This window comes from Pseudomonas sp. LF-5, assembly GCF_037626295.1.
In the GTDB taxonomy this organism is placed as follows: domain Bacteria; phylum Pseudomonadota; class Gammaproteobacteria; order Pseudomonadales; family Pseudomonadaceae; genus Aquipseudomonas; species Aquipseudomonas monsensis.
Genome location: NZ_JARKMT010000001.1, coordinates 417,168 through 437,179 on the forward strand (window position 1 = coordinate 417,168; position 20,012 = coordinate 437,179).

At 61.8% G+C, this 20,012-nt stretch carries 19 protein-coding genes; 10 read left to right on the plus strand and 9 right to left on the minus strand.

Going from position 1 to position 20,012, the window contains the following annotated elements:
* Nucleotides 1-45 precede the first annotated feature (45 nt).
* On the minus strand, nt 46-1,725 hold the full coding sequence (locus tag PseuLF5_RS01875) for an MFS transporter (RefSeq protein ID WP_186747940.1): 1,680 nt from the start codon (nt 1,723-1,725) through the stop codon (nt 46-48).
* A gap of 270 nt (nt 1,726-1,995) precedes the next feature.
* Here PseuLF5_RS01875 and PseuLF5_RS01880 point away from each other — a divergent pair, with 270 nt between their 5' ends.
* Genes PseuLF5_RS01880 through PseuLF5_RS01895 form a run of 4 tightly spaced genes read left to right on the plus strand, consistent with a single transcriptional unit; the run spans nt 1,996 to nt 8,285 of the window.
* A complete protein-coding gene (locus tag PseuLF5_RS01880) occupies nt 1,996-3,117 on the plus strand; it encodes an AAA family ATPase (protein WP_340132789.1) in 1,122 nt (373 codons plus the stop codon).
* The gene (locus tag PseuLF5_RS01885) at nt 3,114-3,548 is read left to right on the plus strand and encodes a bpX5 domain-containing protein (protein WP_340132790.1); all 435 of its coding nucleotides are present in this window, start codon (nt 3,114-3,116) and stop codon (nt 3,546-3,548) included. Before PseuLF5_RS01880 ends, PseuLF5_RS01885 begins: the two co-directional genes overlap by 4 nt.
* On the plus strand, nt 3,548-5,377 hold the full coding sequence (locus tag PseuLF5_RS01890) for a hypothetical protein (protein ID WP_340132791.1): 1,830 nt from the start codon (nt 3,548-3,550) through the stop codon (nt 5,375-5,377). The genes PseuLF5_RS01885 and PseuLF5_RS01890 overlap by 1 nt, the downstream gene beginning before the upstream one ends.
* On the plus strand, nt 5,370-8,285 hold the full coding sequence (locus tag PseuLF5_RS01895) for a bpX6 domain-containing protein (RefSeq protein WP_340132792.1): 2,916 nt from the start codon (nt 5,370-5,372) through the stop codon (nt 8,283-8,285). Before PseuLF5_RS01890 ends, PseuLF5_RS01895 begins: the two co-directional genes overlap by 8 nt.
* A gap of 14 nt (nt 8,286-8,299) precedes the next feature.
* Here PseuLF5_RS01895 and phnE read toward each other — a convergent pair whose 3' ends face one another.
* From phnE to PseuLF5_RS01930, 7 genes are all read right to left on the minus strand, one after another.
* On the minus strand, nt 8,300-9,067 hold the full coding sequence (gene phnE, locus PseuLF5_RS01900) for a phosphonate ABC transporter, permease protein PhnE (protein ID WP_340132793.1): 768 nt from the start codon (nt 9,065-9,067) through the stop codon (nt 8,300-8,302).
* Nucleotides 9,064-9,888, minus strand: a complete 825-nt coding sequence (locus tag PseuLF5_RS01905) for a PhnE/PtxC family ABC transporter permease (protein ID WP_340132794.1) — start codon at nt 9,886-9,888, stop codon at nt 9,064-9,066. The genes phnE and PseuLF5_RS01905 overlap by 4 nt, the downstream gene beginning before the upstream one ends.
* Nucleotides 9,882-10,679, minus strand: coding sequence for a phosphonate ABC transporter ATP-binding protein (locus PseuLF5_RS01910; protein WP_222832771.1), 798 nt, complete (start codon nt 10,677-10,679; stop codon nt 9,882-9,884). Before PseuLF5_RS01910 ends, PseuLF5_RS01905 begins: the two co-directional genes overlap by 7 nt.
* On the minus strand, nt 10,676-11,539 hold the full coding sequence (locus PseuLF5_RS01915; RefSeq protein ID WP_222832772.1) for a putative selenate ABC transporter substrate-binding protein: 864 nt from the start codon (nt 11,537-11,539) through the stop codon (nt 10,676-10,678). The genes PseuLF5_RS01910 and PseuLF5_RS01915 overlap by 4 nt, the downstream gene beginning before the upstream one ends.
* Before the next feature lie 216 nt (nt 11,540-11,755).
* Nucleotides 11,756-12,328 carry an HD domain-containing protein gene (locus tag PseuLF5_RS01920; RefSeq protein ID WP_322374788.1) on the minus strand — a complete coding sequence of 191 codons (573 nt, stop codon included), beginning with the start codon at nt 12,326-12,328 and terminating at the stop codon, nt 11,756-11,758.
* Nucleotides 12,329-12,403: 75 nt separating this feature from the next.
* Entirely contained in the window at nt 12,404-12,961 is a 558-nt protein-coding gene (locus PseuLF5_RS01925) for a helix-turn-helix domain-containing protein (protein WP_409202016.1), read from the minus strand.
* A gap of 73 nt (nt 12,962-13,034) precedes the next feature.
* Nucleotides 13,035-13,436, minus strand: coding sequence for a RidA family protein (locus tag PseuLF5_RS01930; RefSeq protein ID WP_340132795.1), 402 nt, complete (start codon nt 13,434-13,436; stop codon nt 13,035-13,037).
* A gap of 115 nt (nt 13,437-13,551) precedes the next feature.
* On the opposite strand from PseuLF5_RS01930, the gene PseuLF5_RS01935 reads away from it, so the two are divergent.
* A complete protein-coding gene (locus tag PseuLF5_RS01935; protein ID WP_123464320.1) occupies nt 13,552-14,445 on the plus strand; it encodes a LysR family transcriptional regulator in 894 nt (297 codons plus the stop codon).
* A gap of 10 nt (nt 14,446-14,455) precedes the next feature.
* Nucleotides 14,456-14,788 carry a hypothetical protein gene (locus PseuLF5_RS01940; protein WP_340132796.1) on the plus strand — a complete coding sequence of 111 codons (333 nt, stop codon included), beginning with the start codon at nt 14,456-14,458 and terminating at the stop codon, nt 14,786-14,788.
* Here PseuLF5_RS01940 and PseuLF5_RS01945 read toward each other — a convergent pair.
* Nucleotides 14,759-15,646: a LysR substrate-binding domain-containing protein gene (locus PseuLF5_RS01945; RefSeq protein WP_340132797.1), complete on the minus strand. Its 888-nt coding sequence runs from the start codon at nt 15,644-15,646 to the stop codon at nt 14,759-14,761. The genes PseuLF5_RS01940 and PseuLF5_RS01945 overlap by 30 nt on opposite strands.
* 111 nt (nt 15,647-15,757) lie before the next feature.
* Here PseuLF5_RS01945 and PseuLF5_RS01950 point away from each other — a divergent pair, with 111 nt between their 5' ends.
* The 4 genes from PseuLF5_RS01950 to PseuLF5_RS01965 are packed head-to-tail and all read left to right on the plus strand — an operon-like array spanning nt 15,758 to nt 19,996.
* Entirely contained in the window at nt 15,758-16,810 is a 1,053-nt protein-coding gene (locus PseuLF5_RS01950) for an agmatine deiminase family protein (protein WP_336346529.1), read from the plus strand.
* A gap of 3 nt (nt 16,811-16,813) precedes the next feature.
* A complete protein-coding gene (aguB, locus tag PseuLF5_RS01955; protein ID WP_340132798.1) occupies nt 16,814-17,722 on the plus strand; it encodes an N-carbamoylputrescine amidase in 909 nt (302 codons plus the stop codon).
* Nucleotide 17,723: 1 nt separating this feature from the next.
* Nucleotides 17,724-18,827: an extracellular solute-binding protein gene (locus tag PseuLF5_RS01960; RefSeq protein ID WP_340132799.1), complete on the plus strand. Its 1,104-nt coding sequence runs from the start codon at nt 17,724-17,726 to the stop codon at nt 18,825-18,827.
* Between the two features lie 47 nt (nt 18,828-18,874).
* The gene (locus PseuLF5_RS01965) at nt 18,875-19,996 is read left to right on the plus strand and encodes an agmatine deiminase family protein (protein ID WP_340132800.1); all 1,122 of its coding nucleotides are present in this window, start codon (nt 18,875-18,877) and stop codon (nt 19,994-19,996) included.
* The last annotated feature ends 16 nt before the right edge of the window (nt 19,997-20,012 follow it).

The window sequence follows — 20,012 nt, forward strand, 5'->3', positions numbered from 1 at the left end:
AAGCTCAAAGATCGCAGCCAGCGGCAACTTCTGCGCGCAGGCAGATCAATCCTTGAGAATGTCGCGATCCTTGGTTTCCGGCAGGAAGAATATGCCGAGTACCGCGGTCATCACGGCAATCACGATCGGGTACCACAAGCCGTAATAGATATCGCCGGTGGCGGCGACCATGGCGAACGCCACTGTCGGGAGGAAGCCACCAAACCAGCCGTTACCAATGTGATAGGGCAGCGACATCGAGGTGTAGCGGATGCGCGTCGGGAACAGTTCCACCAGCCACGCGGCGATCGGGCCATAGACCATGGTCACGTAGATCACCAGCACGGTCAGCAGGAGCAGCACCATTGGCTCGTTGGTTTTTGCCGGGTCGGCTTTCTCCGGGTAACCGGCGTCCTTGAGTGCGGTGCCGAGGGTCGCGGTGAAGGCATCGTTGCGCGTCTTGAAGTCGGCAGCGGGCAGCGCACTGCCTTCGAAACTCTCGACCACTTTGTCGCCAATGCGCACTTGCGCGATGGTGCCGGGTTCGGCAATCACGTTCTCATACGGGATCGCCCGTTTCGCCAGCAGGGTCTTGGCCAGGTCACAGGAACTGGTGAATCGGGCCTTGCCCACCGGGTCGAACTGGAACGAACACTGATCGGGATTGGCGATCACTTTGACCGGGTTCTTCTCCTGGGCGATGAACACGTCGGGATTTCCGTACTGGGTCAGCGCATGGAAGATCGGGAAGTAGGTCAGCGCCGCCAGAATGCAGCCGGCCATGATGATCGGCTTGCGCCCGATGCGGTCGGAGAGGCTACCGAAAATCACGAAGAATGGCGTGCCGATCAGCAGTGAACCGGCGATCAGCAGGTTGGCGGTCTGTGGGTCGATCTTCAGGGTCTGCAACAGGAAGAACAGCGCATAGAACTGCCCGGTGTACCAGACCACGGCCTGGCCGGCCGTGCCGCCGAGCAGCGACATGATCACCACTTTCAGGTTGTTCCAACGGGCGAAGGATTCGGTCAGCGGCGCTTTCGATGCCTTGCCTTCGGCCTTCATTTTCTGGAACACCGGCGACTCGCTCAGTTGCAGGCGGATGTACACCGAGATGATCAGCAGCAGAATCGACAGCAGGAACGGAATGCGCCAGCCCCAGGCTTCGAACGCTTCGGTGCCCAGCGCGGTGCGGCAGGCGAGAATCACCAGCAACGACAAAAACAGGCCCAGCGTTGCGGTTGTTTGAATCCACGAGGTGAAGAAGCCGCGCTTGTTGCGTGGCGCGTGTTCGGCCACGTAAGTCGCGGCGCCGCCATACTCGCCGCCCAGCGCCAGGCCTTGCAGCAAGCGCAGGGTGATCAGGATGATCGGCGCGGCGACGCCAATGGTCGCGTAACCGGGCAGCAAGCCGACGATAGCGGTCGAGATCCCCATGATCACGATGGTGATCAGGAACGTGTGTTTGCGCCCGATCATGTCGCCGAGCCGGCCAAACACAATTGCACCGAACGGCCGCACGGCAAACCCTGCCGCAAAGGCGAGCAGGGCAAAGATGAACGCAGTGGTTTCGTTGACGCCGGCAAAGAAGTGTTTGGCGATGATCGCCGCCAGCGAGCCGTAGAGGTAAAAGTCGTACCACTCGAAAACCGTACCGAGGGACGAGGCGAAGATGACCTTGCGCTCCTCCTTGGTGATGCCGCCGCTGCGCGGTGGACTGCCGGTGGACGTTGTGTAGGTTGTGGCCATGGGTGTTCTCCGTTGTGCTTATTGTTGTAGGCCGGAGTCCCCCGTTACTGCTTATCGCACTCTGGCCTTGTGACAAATGCCGCCATTGCTCCCGCGTGAAACTTGCACAGTCTGACCACCTCGCATCGCTGCAAGGTTTTCTGAAGCATAATCAGCTTTTGTCAGATATCCACCCGCGAACTTGACCGTAGTGGCAATTAAAGATCACTCGCCGACGGCCGATACCTGCCGACCAGCCCAATCAGAATTCATTTTTCAGGGAAGATGCCCATGAATGCTTCATTGCAGAGCGCTGCCGCGCAAATCCGTCAGGCCGTTCGCGTCGCCACCGAAGGTCTTGTGGGGCGTGAGCAGTTGGCCGAACTGATTGTTCTGGCCGCCGTGGCACAGGAGCATATTCTGGTCATCGGCCCGCCAGGCACCGCGAAAAGTGCAGTCGTGCGCCGGGTTGCGCAATCGATGGGCGGGCGCTATTTCGAGTATCTGCTGGGGCGGTTTACCGAACCTTCGGAACTGTTCGGCGCGGTCGACCTGAAAAAGCTTCGCGAAGGCACGGTGGAAACCGACGTTAGCGGCATGCTGCCTGAAGCCGATATCGTTTTCCTCGATGAGGTGTTTCTCGGTTCGACGGCCATTCTCAACACGCTCCTTGGCGTGCTTAACGAGCGGCGCTTCCGGCGTGGGCATACGCAGATTCAGTGCCCGCTGCGGGTCTGCGTCGGCGCCTCCAACGGCTTGCCCGACGATGAAGCGTTGGCGGCGTTTGGTGACCGCTTCCTGCTGCACCTGTTTGTCGAGTCTGTGCCGGACAATCAGCTGGAAGCGATGCTCGCCGGCGGCTGGCAGTCCGAGCAACGCCCGGTTCAACAGTTGCTCGGTCTGAGCCAGCTCGACACTCTGGGTCAGGCTCTGAAGAGCGTTGACCTGAGCTCCGTGCGCCCGGCGCTGGCCCAAGCCATTCGCCGCTTGCGTGACGCCGGCATTCAGTTGTCGGATCGACGCATCGTCAAGTCCCAGCGCCTGATCGCTGCCGCCGCGTTGCTCGGTGGTCGAGTGGAGGCCAGTGCCGCCGATCTGTGGCCGCTGCTGTACGTGTTGCCAACCAAGGAAACCCAGCAGCACGGCCGTGAGGTGCTCCGCGAGATGTTCACCCAGTCGAGCAACCGCCATCTGTTCAGCGCGGTGGAGGAGGCGACCCTGCAGCCGATGTCGCGGGTCAGCCGCCTGCTGGAAACCGCCGAGGATTATCTGGCGCGCACTGAACCGCCGGCCGGTGCCTTGCTGGAGGGGCTGCTGCGTGAGATCGACGCCAACTTCAACGACCTGACCATCCCGGCGACGTTGCACGACGTTCGCGGCCAGCTCGCCCGTTTGCTGACGACTGCCGCATGAATGGCAAAGCGCTGAGTTGGTGCTGGCGCTCGCGGCCGGTGGCAGCGGCGCCGCAGGCTGCCGTGGCGTGGGGCGAAGCCGCCCGGCGTCTGCATGCGCGATTGCTGGCGATACCGGATGAACAGGCCACGCGCCTGCATGCCACCGCCAATCGCGACGTGCTGCTGGTGAGCGGCGCGGCGGCGGATCTGCCGTGGGTCGATGGCGTTGCCTATGCGGCGATGGACGAGCGTGCGCCCGGGCTGTGGTTGCCCACCAGTTGGGAGCCGGATGTACCGACCGACCTGCTGGCGCACGCGTTGTCGCACCGCTTCTCGCGGGCGCCGCTGCTGCTGTGGCGTGATCCATCGGCGGTGGTACCGCTCGATCGGCAATTGCCGGTGAGCGCAGAACATTTGAAGCGAATTGACGATTTTTGGGCGGGGCGCTGATGCAGTTACCTGAATCTCTGCAACCGTGGCGCGAATGGCTGGAGTGGTTCGCCCCAGAACAACTGCCGCTGTTCGCCGATCTGCTTGGACGGCTCAACCCGGTACTGGGCCCGCTGCGCGGTGTGCAACAGGGCGGCGTGCCCGAGCCCGATGGCTTGGGCGATTTACAGAGGCGCGGGCCGTATGACCGGCTGCTGACCAGCGAATGGCTGCTGGCCGACGAAGTGCCCGACGAATTTCTGCGCCGCGCGGCCGTGGGCGAACATCTGTTCCTCGCGCCGCAATATCGCGCGCAGCAAGCCAGTCGCCTGATTGTCGTGCTGTTCGATGCCGGGCCGTTGCAACTGGGCGCCGCACGCTTGGTGCACATGGCGCTGGTGATCCTGCTGGCACGTCGCGCGAAAGAGGCGGGTGCCGAACTGCGTTGGGGCATTTTGCAGCAGGAGCCAGCCTTGCATGAGCTCGATTCGGCGGCGCAGCTCAAACGATTGCTCAGTGCACGGACCTTCTCCACGGTGAGCGATGCGCATTGGCAGGCGTGGCACAGTTGGCTGCATAGCGCGTTAATGCCGGTCGGCGAATGCTGGCTGGTGGGGCAACGTCTGCCGGTAACAGACCGGCAGACTTGCAGCCATCGCGTGCAAATCGCGCGAAGTATTGATGGTTGCAGCCTGTCTGTGCACTTGCAGGCAACGGACACCCGTCGCGTGCTATTACCGATGCCCGCTGAGCGTGCGGCCCTGCAACTGCTCAAAGGGCAGTTTGAGGGCGAAATCGTCAAGGCTGCGCCGACGGCCAAAGGTTGTGTGCCGCGGGTGTCGCTGACGCTACAGCCGGTGATTTCCAGCTCCGGCAGCCATGTCGCGCTGAAAATGCTCGATGAGCCCGGCATGGTGGTGATCAAACTACCGGCGCAATACCAGAAAAAACCATTGGAAGTTCGTCGTAACCTCTGGAGCGCAGGACGTACGCCGCTGACGGCGCTGTTTTTTGGAGGCGCCATCGGGGCGGTCATGAGCGACCCTTTGCAGCTGACATTCTGGAGTATTCCCGGTCTGAATCCGGTGGATAAACCGGGCCCGGAGGAGTTGAAGCTGCCGCCGGGCACGGGCAACTTCCTCCCGGCGGTCGGTTTGCACAGTCGCTCTGAAAGGCGATTGTATCTGCTCGATACTCAAGGGCATCTGGCCTACTGGACCGTGAAAAGGGACAAAAATATCGCCGCCCCGGAAACCCGCCAGACCCATCGCCTGGCGACCGATGTAATCGCCATGGCCAAGATGGCCGGTGATGCGATGGTCTATGTATGCCGTTCAGGCGGTCGGTTGTTCGCCCATCCTGTGCGTCTGGACACAGGGGCGAAGCGCCCGCATGGATTGGGTCTTGCCGAAGGCGTCAGCCAGGTGCTGTTTGCCGGCATTCAGCGCGGGCGCAGCGCGTTCCGCGGCTGTGCATTGCTCACGATGAAAAACGACTGTGAGAGCTGGCGTGTGTACTCGGCCAATGACTTGCCGTCAGCGGCGCAATGCATCGATCTGGAGCGCGGCTGGAAAGGTATCGGTCTGCTGCAAGACGACAACGAGCGTTACTTGCTGTTGATGATCAGCCCCGGTCAGCAGGCCATCGCCCTCTGGCACGGCGATGACATGGAGACGTTGTTCACCACTAGCGAGGTGATTGCCAAGGTCAGCTTCTGTCCGTTGAGTGGTCTGGTGGCCGTGCTGACCAGCGCCCGCGAACTGCTGGTGTACGCGGTGCCGCAGCGCCTCCTGCGTTTGCAGGTGTTTTGTAATGAACAGCCGAAAAACAAGGACGACAGCCATGCTTGAAAACGCCGCGGCGTTGATCCGCCGCCCGGTCTTGAGCGGTCACCAGCGCATTGAGGGCCTGTGGTTTGCCGCTGAACGTTTCGCCCAGCACGAACGCGAGCGGTTGATCATCGAGCATTGGCAGACCGCTGCCAGCGCTTACCGTTTCGCCGACGGTGATCTGCTGCGCTTTGCTCAGCCACTGACCGTGCAGTGCGAGACCTTGCTCGGCTGGCCGTTGATTCGTCAGGGCAAGACGCTGTGTTCAGCCGTACTCGACCCGCAGGAAATGCGCGATCTGCCGTCCGCCGATCTCTGGCTGGTGCGCGGCAGCCATGTCAGCGCTATGCATCTGTGCGATGCCGAAATGTTGGCGCCGGGTGAATGGATTGATATCAGTGGCGTGACGTTGCTCGACACCTATGACTGTCGCAACGTATTGCCGCCGCCAGTGCTCGAGCCGTTGGAAGTCACCAGCGATGTGCGCGAGATTCTCGGCAAAAACCTTAAACCGGTCAGTCCCGAGCAGCAAAAGACTCTGCAGGCGCTGATCGCGCGTCAGCAGAAGGCGCCGCAGGTATCGCCAGATGCCGCCGTATCAACGGCGAGCGCCGGCTGGACAGCGCCTGATGACGCGTCTCTGCCGTGGCTGAAACTCAGTGTGACGCTGGTGTTGCTGGTGGCGGTGTTCTGGATGGGCGCCCAGGGCCGGCACACCGAGGTGAACGCCGTGACGCCCGCGCCGGCGACGACGCTGTCGGTGCAGATCGGTGCTGTCGTGGTGGGCACGCTGATTGCCGGGGTCGCGTTGACCCTGTTGCTGTTCGGGTTGCGTCATCTGTTGCGGCGCGTGGCGTCGGTGCCGTTGCCATTGCCGGGTGCGCCGACCCACTCGGCCGCAGACATTGCGCCGCGGGCGCGGCCACACCAACATAAACCAGCGCTGTGGCGTCGCTGGGTGACGCGCCTGACCCGGCACTCGCGGCTGTCTGCGCTGTACGGCAGGCGTCAGGCAGCCTATATGCAGCGCATGTTCGAGATGTTCGAGAACGGCGATTATGAAGAGGCGCTGCGCCATGCGATTCCGCTGGGCGGTGGCGAGCACAGCGGTGAGCAGTCATTCGGCACCCCACAGCGGCGTCAGGATCTGTCGATCAGCCAGCACCAGGGGCTCGCCCGCTTGATGGTCTTCGAGCAAGACGTCGAGGGGCATCTGCGCCAGATCTACCGCCAGACCTTCCAGCGGCTCGACCGTGAAGGCCGGATAGAGGAGGCGGTGTTCGTCCTCGCCGAACTGCTCAAGGTGCAGCAGGAGGCGCTCGACTATCTGGAAAAACACGGCCGCCAACAACAGGCCGCCGACCTCGCGCTGGCCTGGGACATGCCCGCTGCGACCATTGTGCGTCTGCTGTGCTTGGCCGGTAACTGGCAACGCGCCTTGCTGGTGGCGCGGCGCGATGAAGCCTTCGCTGACGCCGTGGCGTTGCTCCAGGACAAATGGCCGTTATACGCCGAGCGCCTGCGTCTGGAGTGGGCCGAATCCTTGGCACGCAAAGGCCTTTGGTTGCAAGCCGTCGAGGTTGTCTGGCCACTGCCGGCGGAGCGCGAGCGCGCCACGCAATGGTTGTTGAATGCCGAAATGGCCGGTGGCAGCCTGGCACTTGGAGCGCTAGTGAAACGGGCGATTCTGCTCCCCGACACCTTGTTCGCGTACGCCGATCAGGTCGAGCAATTGCGTGATGATCCTGCCCGCTACGCCGAGCGCGCGGCACTGGCCGAAAGCCTGTTGCAGCACAAGGCGCACGCCACCGAGCTGGCCTGGTTGGCGAGCGCCACCGTCCACGCGATTATTGCCGATCAGGTGGGCGGGCAGGGGCGTTTGTCTCTGCTGCAGTTGCAGGCACTGGTCAGCATGAGCAAGGACAAACTCTTGCAGGCCGACCTGCCGCAGCAACTGCCCGCACGACCTGCACCCTACACGCAGGTCACCGGCAGCGAACCCCTGCAATGGACTGCGCCGGACATGGGCAGCCGAATGATCCGGGACGCCGTGCCGCTAACCGATCAGCGCTACTTGCTGGCATTGGGCGAGGCCGGCGCAGTGGTGGTCGATGCGCATGGCAACACGCTCTACCAATTCGCGATGCCTGCGCAATACATCGTTCTGGCCCATGGGCGGCAGGTCGCATTGCTTGTCGCTCGGCGCAATGAAGTATGGCGTATCAGCAAAGTGGATCTGGTCACGCGCGTCGCAACGGATCTCGGCGTGCAGATGTTCAGTGCGTTCAGCCGCACATTCAATGGTTCGAACTGGACCATCGGCCGTGGGCGACAACTGCGGGTGGTGGATGTTGATCGTGGATTCGAAACCCTTTGGCACGTGAGCGATTTGCCCGGCGAGGTCATCGGCATGAAGGATGACGCGTGCAACGAATCTGTATGGTTGAGTGATGCGCAAGCGGGCCTGGAGTTGTGGCACTACCGGTTACCTGAGCGACGACTGATGAAGCGAGTGCCGGCGCCTGGGTTGGGTATCGACCAGCAGTACTTGCTCAGCGCTGACGGGCGATTGGAGTTCATGCGTGTGGAGCGTGAAAACGACGAGGTTTCGGTTCTGGTGTTCGGTGGTGGGACTGATTGCAACAACTACAGCCTGCCGGATTGTGACTTTGAGCAAGACCATGATGAGTTGGTGGAAGTGCATTTGCATGAGCACTGCCGGCTGATCGGTTACCTGATCAACGACCACGACATGCGCTGGCACTTCATCGCCAGGACCAGCAACCGCCTCGTTGCGACACTGCAATGGCCTCGACAGGGTGTGCGGGTACGTTGTGTCGGTAACGATTTCCTGCTGTTTGATGATCAGGGACGCTTGAGCCATTTCAATATGGACTGTGTCACGCAACACAACCTTTCGCTGAACTGAGTGGGTGAGCCGGCCTACGCCTTGACCCAGCGTTGCCGGCTCCACGCACTCAACCAGTCGACCACAAACACCAGCACCAGCATTGCCAGAATCACCGTGCTGGCCTGCGCTTCCTGAAACAGGCTGAGGCTCACATAAAGCATCTGCCCCAATCCGCCAGCGCCGACAAAGCCGAGCACGCTGGCCATGCGGATGTTGTTTTCCCAGCGGTAGAGGATGTACGCCAACAGTTGCGGCGCAAGGTTGGGCAGGGTGCCGTAGCAAAAGGCGAGGAGCGGATTGCCGCCCTGTAAACGAATGGCTTCGGCCGGTTGTGGCGGGGTATTTTCCAGCGCTTCGGCGAACAAACGACCGAGCACCCCAGTGGTGTGCAAGGCGAGGGCGAGGGTGCCGGCGTTCGGGCCGAGTCCGGCGGCGAGCACCATCAGCGCGGCCCAGACCAGTTCCGGAATTGCTCGCAGACCGTTAAGCAGCAACCGTGAAGCACTTTGCAGCGGCCAGCCAAAACGCCCGGCGGCGGGCAGCGCGAGGACGATGCCGAACACCGCCGCGAGCAGGGTGCCGAGGGCTGACATGGCCAGGGTTTCCAGCGAACCATGGAAGATCGCTTTCAGGTACCCCGCGCTCAGGTCCGGGCTGAGGAAACGCTGCACATAGGCGCCCATCTGCTTGAGGCTGGTGGCACTGCCCAGTTCACCAAGGTCCAGGCCCAGGTAGGCGAACGAAGCGATAACGGCCACGCCGATGCCCGCGATCAGCAACAGGTTGATCAGGCGATTCATGTCAGCCTCCAGCGCAGCAAGCGACTGAGCTGATCGGCGCCCAGCACCAATAGCAGGAAGGTCAGCAGAATGCTGGCGACTTCACCGCCGGCGAACATGCGGATCGACAAGTCGATTTGCTGGCCCAGCCCGCCCGCGCCGACAAACCCCATCACCACCGAAGCGCGGATCGCGCATTCCCAGCGATAGACCGTGTACGAAAGCAGTTCCGCCGCCACATTCGGCAGCGTGCCGTAGGCAAACGCTGCCAGCCGACCGCTGCCGGCCTGCAACAAGGCATGCGCCGGGCGCTGGTCGGTGGACTCGAAAATCTCCGCATACACCTTGCCGAGCATGCCGCTGTAGGTGATCGCGATGGCCAGCACGCCCGCCGCCGGACCGAGGCCAACAGCGCGCACGAACAGCAGCGCCCAGACGATCTCCGGCACGCTGCGCAAAAAGATCAGCAGGCCGCGCACCGGCCAGCGCAGCAATCGTCCCAGGCGACTGGGCACGCCACCCTGCGAAGCCGCCGACAGCGACAGGGCGCGACTGGCCAGCAGGCCGGCAGGGATTGCCAGCAATAGCGCCAGGGCCATGCCGGCGGTGGCGATGGCCAGGGTTTGCAGGGTGGCTTTGAGCAGCAGCTGAAGAAACCCTTCGTCATGCGCCGGTGGCCAGAACTGCGCGACAAACCGGCCCATTTCATTCTGGCTGTCGGGCAGCAGCACGCCCAGGTTCAATTCGCTGAGCTGGATGCCCGGCCACAGCAAAGCAATCGCCAGCAACGTCAGCAGCAGACGCGGCCATGCGGCGGGATCGCGTGAATCGGCTTTCAGCATCGTGGAATCTGCACAGTCAGAGGCGCCACCGCAATGGTCGGTGATTGCAGTTTTTCATTGGCGTAAAGCGCGTCGAGCATTTCCGGGGTGACGCGATCAGAAGGGCTGTCGAACAGAATCTGCCCGTCGCGCAAACCGATGATTCGCGGGAAGTGCGACAACGCCAGATCCACCGCATGCAGGCTAGCCACCAGTGTGACGTTGTGCTCACGGGCGTGGCGCGACAGGATCGACAACGTGTGCCCGGCCATCACCGGGTCCATCGCCGATACCGGTTCATCGGCCAACAGGATTTCCGGTGCCTGATACAGCACTCGCGCAATTCCGACACGTTGCAACTGGCCGCCGGAGAGTTGCTGGCAATGGGCGAACAACTTGTCGCCCAGATCCAGCCGCGCCAACGCCGCGCGGGCGCCGGGTACGTCCAGTGGATGCAACAGATTCAGCAGACTTTTACCCAGACTCCACTGGCCGAGCTTGCCGGCCAGGACCGCCGTGACCACGCGCTGACGCGGCGGCAGCGGCGGTGCCTGATGCACCAGGCCGATGCGCGCGCGCAGGCGTTGGCGTTGGCGGGCAGACAAGTGCCAGGCGCGCTCGCCCAACACTTCGACGTCGCCGCTACTGGGGCGCAGGGCGGTGGCCAGCAGGTTGAGCAAACTCGATTTACCGGCCCCGGACGGGCCGATGATAGCGACCTGTTCGCCCGCGCCAATCTGCAAGTCGATGCCGCGCAGGGCATCGACTCCGTTGGCGTGGCGCAGGCTGCCGTGGTTGAGGCGTAGTGTCATTTCAGCAGTTCGGCAGCGCGGGCGGCTTCCTCGATACCCTTGTAGTTCTCCGGCCTGGTTTCAATGAAGCGGCTGGCGGCTTGCAGATCGAGGATCTTCTTCTGCTCCGGGTTGGCCGGGTCGAGGTCAAGGAAGGCTTTCTTGATCTTCGCCGCCAGGGCCGGATCGAGGGTGCCGCGCACGGTCCAGTTGTAATCGAAGTAGGTCGGGGTGGTGGCGAAGACTTTTACCTTGCTGGTGTCGACCTTGCCGGCATCGACCAGTTTCTGCCAGACACTGGCGTTGAGCACGCCGGCATCGACTTTGCCCGCCTGCACCCAGGCGACGGTGGCGTCGTGAGCGCCGGAATAGGCAACGCGGCTGAAATACGCTTCCGGCTTGATGCCATCGTTTTTCAGCATGAAATAACGCGGCATCAGGCTGCCGGAGGTGGACGACACCGAACCGAACGCGAAGGTCTTGCCCTTGAGGTCGGCCAGGCTTTTCACGTTCGGGTCGGCGGTGATGAATTTACTGGTGAACTGCGCATCCTGCTCGCGCTGGACCAATGGGATCACAGGTGTTGTTGCGTCGGTCTTCAAACGCGCCTGCACGAAGGTGAAACCGCCAAGCCAGGCCAGGTCGAGGCGATCGGTCGCCAGCGCTTCAACCACCGCCGGGTAATCGGCCACCGGCACGAACTGCACCTTCATGCCCAATTGCTGTTCCAGATAGGCACCCAGCGGTTCGAACTTGCGCAGCAACTCGGTCGGGGCTTCATCGGGAATCGCGCTGACGCGCAACACGTCGGCCGCTTGGGCCATGAATGCAGAAAAGGACAGGGCCAGGCCGGCGGTCAGTGCCAGGGTTCGTTTGAGCATGGAATTCTCCGTTTCGTAAGCGTCAAAAGGGCTGAAGTGGCGAGGTGAGGCGCAAACTCAGGGTAGACGAAACGGCGAGGTTATACGCACTCAAGGCATCAAAGACCAGCATGGGCGATTGGCGGGTTGGATGTAACCACTAGAAATCCATAAAACCACGCGAAAGGTCAGCGCGGATAACTGCTTAATCCGTGGCCCCAAACGTCGAGTGGCAGTTCACTTCGCTTGCTGGATTCGTGCATGGGTGTCCTGATCGATGAGCGCGCGCAGTGCGGCGAAAATCGGTGCGGCACTGGTGTGTTTCTTGCCGTATGTCAGATTGAAGCGGTAGTCGAAATCGGCCGGGTTGTGGCCCTGAGTGTGTTGCAGCAGGGTCTCGAGCTTGTCCAGCGCCTTGACCGCTTTGGCTTCGGCTGACCGGGCATTTTCGTAGTCGTCCCACAGAGCGAGAATTTCGTTTCTAAGGGTGTTATCGAGTGAACGGGTCAGCAGCAGGAGGTCATTTCGCTCCTGCTCACCCTTGTCGGGGAACGCGGCCTGATCGACTGCCGGAATGTCGCCGTTGATGGCTTCGCCCAAGTCGTGAATTACGCACATCCTGAGCACTTTAAGCAGGTCGAGTCCGGCCAGTTCATCGGCGAAAACTATCGCCATCAGGCACAGGCGCCAGCTGTGTTCGGCGGTACTTTCGGTGCGCCCACTGGAAGTGTGTGCGCTTCTGAGGACGTCCTTGAGTTTTTCCGCTTCACGCAGGAATTCGAGGCGTCCGCTGATTTTTTCGAGGTCCATGAACTTGCCCGGTGGTGGAGCCGAGCAGCAAGCCTAGGGCCGATGCGGTTGAGCGTCCACGCATAAAATATGCGTTCAGAGCGTCTCGACCAGCCGCGCGGCAGTGCCGTCGGACAGTGGTATACGCGTCCAGCGGCACAGGCTCTGGCGGATCGGCACAAGGTCGGAGTCATTGTTGCCGGTGACAAATTCCAGCGCCGGTGGCGCCGGCAGTTCGCGCCAACCGAGGGTGTCGAGCGCCCGTTCGTTGTTGGCAATTTCCGGCGTCACGAAACGCCACAGCGATTGTCCGAGCAATTCGCTCAGCGGGCTGGAGAACTGCGCGGCGCGGGCCGGGGAACAGGCCAGCAAACGGTGGGTGAGGTCGCAGACCAGATGAACCGGTCGTGCGCTTTCGCACACCAACCGGGCGAGAGCCTGATCGGCCGCCGTGTCGAGGCGCGCGGCCAACAGTTGCTCAAGCTGTAGATGCGCAGCCGGATCCAGCGCCAGCACGCCGCTTTCCCAGCGGGAAATGGTCGATTGGGTGACGCTGAACATCTGCGCGGCGTGGCTTTGCTTGACGCGATGCAACAGGCGCCAACGACGCAGGGCGATACCGGGCAAGGCAGGTTTGAGCATTGAAACTGACATGACGGCTGTCGGAAAAGACTAAAGGGTCGCCAGTCTGAAGACTGCCGACCCCTGCTGCAAATCGATCTGACGATCAGGCTGCTTCGGGTAGCCGGGCAATCACCTTTATCTCGAAATCAAACCCATACAGCCACGTCACACCAACCGCCGTCACCGTCGGATGCGGCGCCTCGCCCCAGAACTCGGTCAGCACCACATCCCAGATCGTCTCGAATTTCGACTGGGGATCAACGATGAATACGGTGACATCAACCACCTCATCGAAGCTGGCACCGGCCTCTTCAAGGATTGCATTGAGGTTAGTGAAAGCCTGACGCACCTGGTTTTTCAGGTCCGGCTCTGGCTTGCCGTCCTCGGTGCTGCCGACCTGTCCCGAGACAAACAGAAAACCGTTGGAGCGAATGGCTGGCGAGTAACGGTGGCGTTCGTAAAGCGTGCGGCGTACGGATGGAAAAACAACATCGCGCTGAGTCATGGGAGTGTCTCCTTCATTTGAGTTGATGGAGCCACTGTAGGTATTTGCAGGCCAGCGATAAACGCGCAAGCTTGGCGTTCACTGTTTGTGAAATCCAAACAATCGAGGGCACACCTTGGACCGTTTTGACGCAATGCAGGCCTTCGCCCGAGTGGTCGAGGCGGGAAGTTTCACCAAAGCGGCGGAAACCTTGCACATGAGCAAGACCACCGTGACCCAACTGGTTCAGCAACTGGAGGCGCGCCTGCGGGTCAAGTTGCTCAATCGCACCACGCGCAAGGTCAATGTCACCGCCGATGGCGCGGCGTATTACCAACGCGTGATCCGCTTGCTCGCCGACCTCGATGATGCCGAAACCAGCCTGCCCGGCGCGGCGGCATCACCATCGGGCCGGCTGCGAGTGGACGTCCCGAGTCCGCTCGCACGTTTGATTCTGGTGCCGGCCCTGCCTGAGTTTCACGCGCGTTATCCGGATATTCAAATCGACATGGGCGTCAGTGACCGTATCGTCGACATCATTGATGAGAACGTCGATTGCGTGGTGCGCGGCGGCGAACTCATGGACCTGTCGCTGATGGCGCGCAAGGTCGCCGATCTGCAGTTGGGGGTGTTTGCCGCACCGCAATACCTGGCGCGCGCGGGCATTCCCGCGCACCCGAGAGACCTGGAAGACAGCCACCATCGCGTGGTCGGTTTTCTCTGGGCACGCACCGGCAAACCGGTGCCATATGCCTTGCACAACGCCAGCGAAAACCTGCAAATCAAGGGGCGGCACGTATTGGCAGTCGATGACGGCAACGCCTACCTCGCGGCAGGCCTCGCGGGCATGGGCGTGCTGTGGCTGCCCAAGTACATGTCTGCCGCCCATCAAGCGCGTGGCGAGCTGGTGCCGCTGTTCGAAGACTGGAAACTCGCGCCGATGCCGCTCTACATTGCTTATCCGCCGAACCGGCATGTCAGCCTGAAATTGCGCGTGTTTATCGATTGGGTCGTTGAGTTAATGGCGTAGAAGCATTGTGGTGCAGTTATTGCTGGCCTGCGACCGCTGCGCCAATATAGGCCTGCATATCTACTCGATGCATCCCAATCAGGGTGTGCTGGAGCGGCACGCAGTGAATCGCATCATCGATTTCGAGCACTTCGCCAGGCAGGGTCTCACGGTGGACAGCGAGCGGCTCGGGCGTGCCGGTGAAGTCAGCGCAGAAAATTTTGATGAAGCCCAGTACCTTCGATTGAATGACGATGTCAGGATCGCGATTTCCCAGGGATCGTTCTCCAGCGGCTATCAGCACTACGTGCTGTGCGGGCGTCTCGAGGGACGTTTAGGCGCCGGGGTTTTCTCGGCTGTTTGAGCCAAGGCTCAGGTTGGCGGATAACCAATCGATAAAAGACCTGGCCATGGGGTCATTTTCACTGTCGCGGTGGGTCAGCAGTGCCCAGTTTGGCCCGCGAATAGTCGCCTCGACCAGCGGTTGCAACAAGCCGTCAGCGCGCGCCTGACGGCTTAGCAATTGACTCACCAGCGCAATCCCAAGCCCCGCGCAAGCCGCGTCCAGTAGTAGTCCCGGGTCGGAAAAATTCAACCCCTGAGCCTGCTGGCCGACATCGATACCGGCCTCGACCGCCCAATGGCTCCAGTCCATTTCCCGCTCGCCATGCAAGGTGCTGCGTTGCGCTGCCGGCGTGTTCAGCAGGCGCGGATGGCACGCCGGATAAAGTCGATCGCTTTGCAGCACTTTGAAACTGCACTCAGCCTGCGCGCTGATATCGTCGCGAATCGCGATGTCGATGGTCTGCGTGGCCATATCCGGCACCTCGTCGGTACTGTAGATCCACAGATCCACGTCGGGATGCTGATCGCGAAAGTCCGCCAATCTTGGCAACAACCAATGCCGGGCAAACGCCGGCGTCGTGTTGAGCACCAGTTGATTGGGTTTCTGATACTGCCCCAGGCGCCGAATCCCCACTGCCAATTGCTGCAACATCGCTTGCGTGGTGCTGAGCAAATCGTGCCCGGCATCGGTTAACGCGACGCTGCGACCGCTGCGAAAAAACAACGGCTGCTCAAGGTAAGCCTCAAGGTTGCGGATCTGCTGACTGATCGCCGACTGCGTGAGGTTTAACTCATCGGCGGCCTTGTGAAAACTGCCCAGTCGGGCGGCGGCTTCGAAGCCGCGCAGGGAGCTGAGCGGCGGCCAGTGCTTGAGCATGTCGATAAGTTCCTCTAATCAGTTGTGCGCTAAATCCATCGTTTGTTTGCCTGTTTTTGCGTCCGTAGCATGTTCGGCGTGAACACAATGGCTTAACTAGCGAGGTTTATCATGCAGCACAACGACAATAAAAACAGCGCCTGGATGATGCCGGCAGAATGGGTAACCCATGCTGCGACGTGGATGGTCTGGCCGCACAACCAGGCGTTGTGGGAATCCGGCTGGCGCGTGACCCTGGCGCAGGTGCAGGAGGATTTCGCTGGCGTGGCCAACGCCATCGCCCGTTTCGAGCCGGTGAAACTGGTGGTCGATCCTTCGGCGCTCGCCAGTGCCAAAGCCCTGTGCGGACCGAACATCGAACTGATCCCGTTGGCGGTCAACGACAGCTGGTGCCGCGACTCCGGCCCGAGTTTCGTCTGTCATCCGCAACATGGGCTGGCCGGTGTGAGCTGGCGCTTCAACGCGTGGGGCGGCAAGTCGGCGCACGATCTGGATGAGAGCCTGGCGCGCCGTGCGCTCAATCACCTTGGCCTGGAATGCTTCGGCACACCGCTGAGCAACGAGGGCGGGGCGATTCATGTCGATGGCGAAGGCACGCTGATCACCACCGAATCGGTGCTGCTCAACCCCAATCGCAACCCTGGCATGAGCAAGGCCGAGATGGAGGAAATCTTCAGTCGCCTGCTCGGCGTGAAGAAAACCATCTGGCTGCCGGGCGATCCGGACTACGTTACCGGCGACATGACTGACGGCCACGTCGATGGCGTTTGTGCCTTCGCCCGGCCCGGCGTTTTGCTGGTGGATGCGACGCGTGATCAGTCTTCGGTTTACGCCGAAGTGGCACGGGAAAACCGTCGTGCACTGGAACTGGCCACCGACGCCCACGGACGCAAGTTCGAGCTGATCGAGCTGTTCGAAGCCACCGACGCGGTCGATACCGAAGCTGAAGTGTTCTGCGCCTCGTACACCAATTTCTACATCGCCAATGGCGCGATCATCATGCCGGCCTACGGCATCGAGGCCGATCACCTGGCGGCGAAAACGCTGGCGCAAGCCTTCCCCGGGCGCGAAGTGGTGCCGGTGCGCATCAATCACCTGGCGCATGGCGGCGGCGGTGTGCATTGCATCACCCAGCAACAGCCGGCCTGGCCGGTGGAGGGTTGAACGATGACCTTGTTGACCATCGCCACCACCCAGATGCCGTGCACTTGGGATTTGCCGGGCAACCTCGACCGGGCCGAGCAACTTGTACGCGACGCGGCGCAGCAGGGCGCGCAAGTGGTCCTGTTGCAGGAGCTATTCGCCACGCCGTATTTCTGCATCGAACAAAATCATCAACATATGGCGCTTGCCGAGGAGTATCGCGACGGCCGCGTCCTCGCGCGCTTCGCCGCACTGGCCCGGGAGCTGGGCGTGGTGTTGCCATTGAGCTGGTTCGAAAAGGCCGGCAATGCCTATTTCAATTCGCTGGCCGTCGCCGATGCTGACGGACGTCTGTCGGGCGTGTACCGCAAGACCCACATTCCCAACGCCGTCGGCTATCAGGAGAAGGAATATTTCAGCCCCGGCGACAGCGGTTTCAAAGTCTGGGATACCGCGTTCGGCCGCCTCGGCGTGGGCATCTGCTGGGATCAGTGGTTCCCGGAAACCGCGCGCTGCCTGGCGTTGATGGGCGCTGAAGTGTTGCTCTATCCCACGGCCATCGGCTCGGAACCGGGCAACGCGGCACTGGATTCCCGCGACCATTGGCAGATGACCATGCGCGGCCACGCCGCCGCCAATCTGCTGCCGGTGGTGGCGTCGAACCGCGTTGGTCGCGAAGTGGCGAGCACCGATCCTCATCTGCAAATGAGCTTCTACGGCTCGTCGTTCATCAGCGATCACAAGGGCCAGTTGCTCGCGGTGGCCGACCGCGACAGCAGCGGCGTGCTTGTCCACTCACTCGACCTTGCCGCCATGCGCGAGGAGCGCCTGAGCTGGGGCATCTATCGCGATCGCCGTCCGGACATGTACGGCGCGTTGCTCAGCCAGGATGGCTGCCACCTCCACGCACGCTGGAACACTCAAGGGGTCTGACATGACGACTCAACACAAGCGGTTGCTCGGCGCGATTGGCCTGGCATTGACCTGCGCAATGCCGTCGCTGCACGCCGAAGACAAAACCCTGCGGCTATACAACTGGGCCGATTATTTTGCCGAAGACACGCTGAGCCGGTTCACCGCCGAAACCGGGATCAAAGTGATCTACGACGTCATGGACGGCAGCGAAACCCTCGAAGCCAAGATGCTCTCCGGCGGCAGCGGATACGACCTGATTTTCCCCGGCGACACCGTGGCCGAGCGTCTGATGCGTGCCGGCAGCCTGATGCCGCTGGATCAATCGAAGCTGACCGCACTGGGCGACATCGAGCCTGGTTTGCAGAAGCTGCGCAGCCATTACGAACACTCCAGCAAAGCCACGGTGCCTTACACTTGGGGCACCATCGGCCTGACCTACAACGCCGAGCAGATCAAGCAGCGCATGGCCGATGCGCCAGCGAACAGTCTGGACATGTTGTTCAAACCGGAGCTGGCGGCGAAGTTCGCCGATTGCGGGATCTCGATGATCGATTCGCCCGATGAAGCGCTGGCAGTGGTGCTCAATTACCTGGGGCGCGATCCGCGCAGTGCGAAACCGGCGGATCTGGCGGCGGCCAGTGAGCTGTTGATGAAGCTGCGGCCGTACATTCGCAAGTTCCAGTCGCAACCGGTGACCGATCTGGTCAACGGCAATCTGTGTCTGTCGCTCGGTTACAGCGGCGACATGACTCAGGCCCAGCGCACCTCGGACAGCGCCGGCAAGCACACACGCTTCCAGTACCGTGTGCCCCGTGAAGGCACCACGGTGTGGATGGACACCATGGCCATTCCGGTCGACGCCCGACATCCGGAATACGCCTACGCGTTTATCAACTTCGTCATGCGCCCGGAGAACATGGCCGCGATCAGTAACTTCACCGGTTACCCGACTTCCAGCGCCAAGGCGCGCTCGGGCGTCGATGCAAGCATGCGCGACAACCCGGACATCTACCTCGACGAGGCAACCTATGCTCGGTTGATTCCGGGCAAGGACATCCCCCAGGCCGACATGCGCGCCCGCATGCGCACCTGGACCAAATTCAAGACGGCCACCGGCCAATGATCCAAGGCCGGCGGGTTGGCCGGCCTTTTTTCTACAGGAACTGCAACATGTCGACTCGTCGCGAGTTCATCAAGCAAGTCACGGTCGCCGCAGGTGTCGGCGCAACGTTCATGGGCCTCGGCCTGTCGCCGGGCAAAGTATTCGCCGCTGCACAAGGGCGCTGGTTCATGCCTGATGAGGGCGACAAGCAGGCGCGCGCCTACATTGCCTTCGGCGCGCAGGATGCAATCTGGGAAGACTTCACTGCGGATGTGCAGGCAGCCCTGGGCCGCGTCGCCCGAGCCATTGCCCGCTTCGAACCGGTTACGGTGTTCTGCCGCAAGCACGAGCGCAGCCTCGCCGAAACGCATTGCGGCACTCACAACATCACGTACGTGGCGGCCGCGCTGGATGACATCTGGATGCGCGACATCGGCGCCAACTTCGTGATCGACGACAAGGGCGGTCTGGGCGCGGTGGATTTCAATTTCAACGGTTGGGGCGGCAAGCAGCGGCACAGCAAGGACGCACAGATCGCCGCGCGAGTGGCCGACGACGCGCAAGCCATTTACCAACGCAGCGAGCTGGTGGGCGAGGGCGGGGGGATCGAAGTCGATGGCCACGGTACCGGGATCATGACCGAGAGCAGCTGGATCAACGCCAACCGCAATCCTGACTGGAGCAAAGCTGACGTCGAAGCAGAACTGAAGGAGCGTCTGGGCTTGCGTAAGATCATCTGGCTGCCGGGCATCAAGGGCAAGGACATCACCGACGCCCACGTCGATTTCTACGCACGGTTCATCAAGCCTGGCGTTGTCATCGCCAACCTCGACACCGACCCTGAATCCTACGATCACAAGGTCACCCTGGCGCACCTGGAAATCCTCAAGCGCGCCACTGATGCCGACGGGCGCACATTGCAGATCCACACGGTTTCGCCGCCGCTCAAACCGCGCAAAAGCAAGTTCAGCCAGAACAACCCGGACTTCGCCGCTGGCTACATCAATTACTTCGTGATCAACGGCGCGATCATCGCCCCGGAATTCGGTGATAAGGCAGCCGATAAACAGGCCTTCGACCTGCTCGCCGAGCTGTACCCGGAGCGTGAAATCGTGCAGCTCGACATCGACGCCATTGCCGCCGGCGGTGGCGGGATTCACTGCGTGACCAGCCATCAACCACAGGCGTGATTGACTCGGAGGCGGA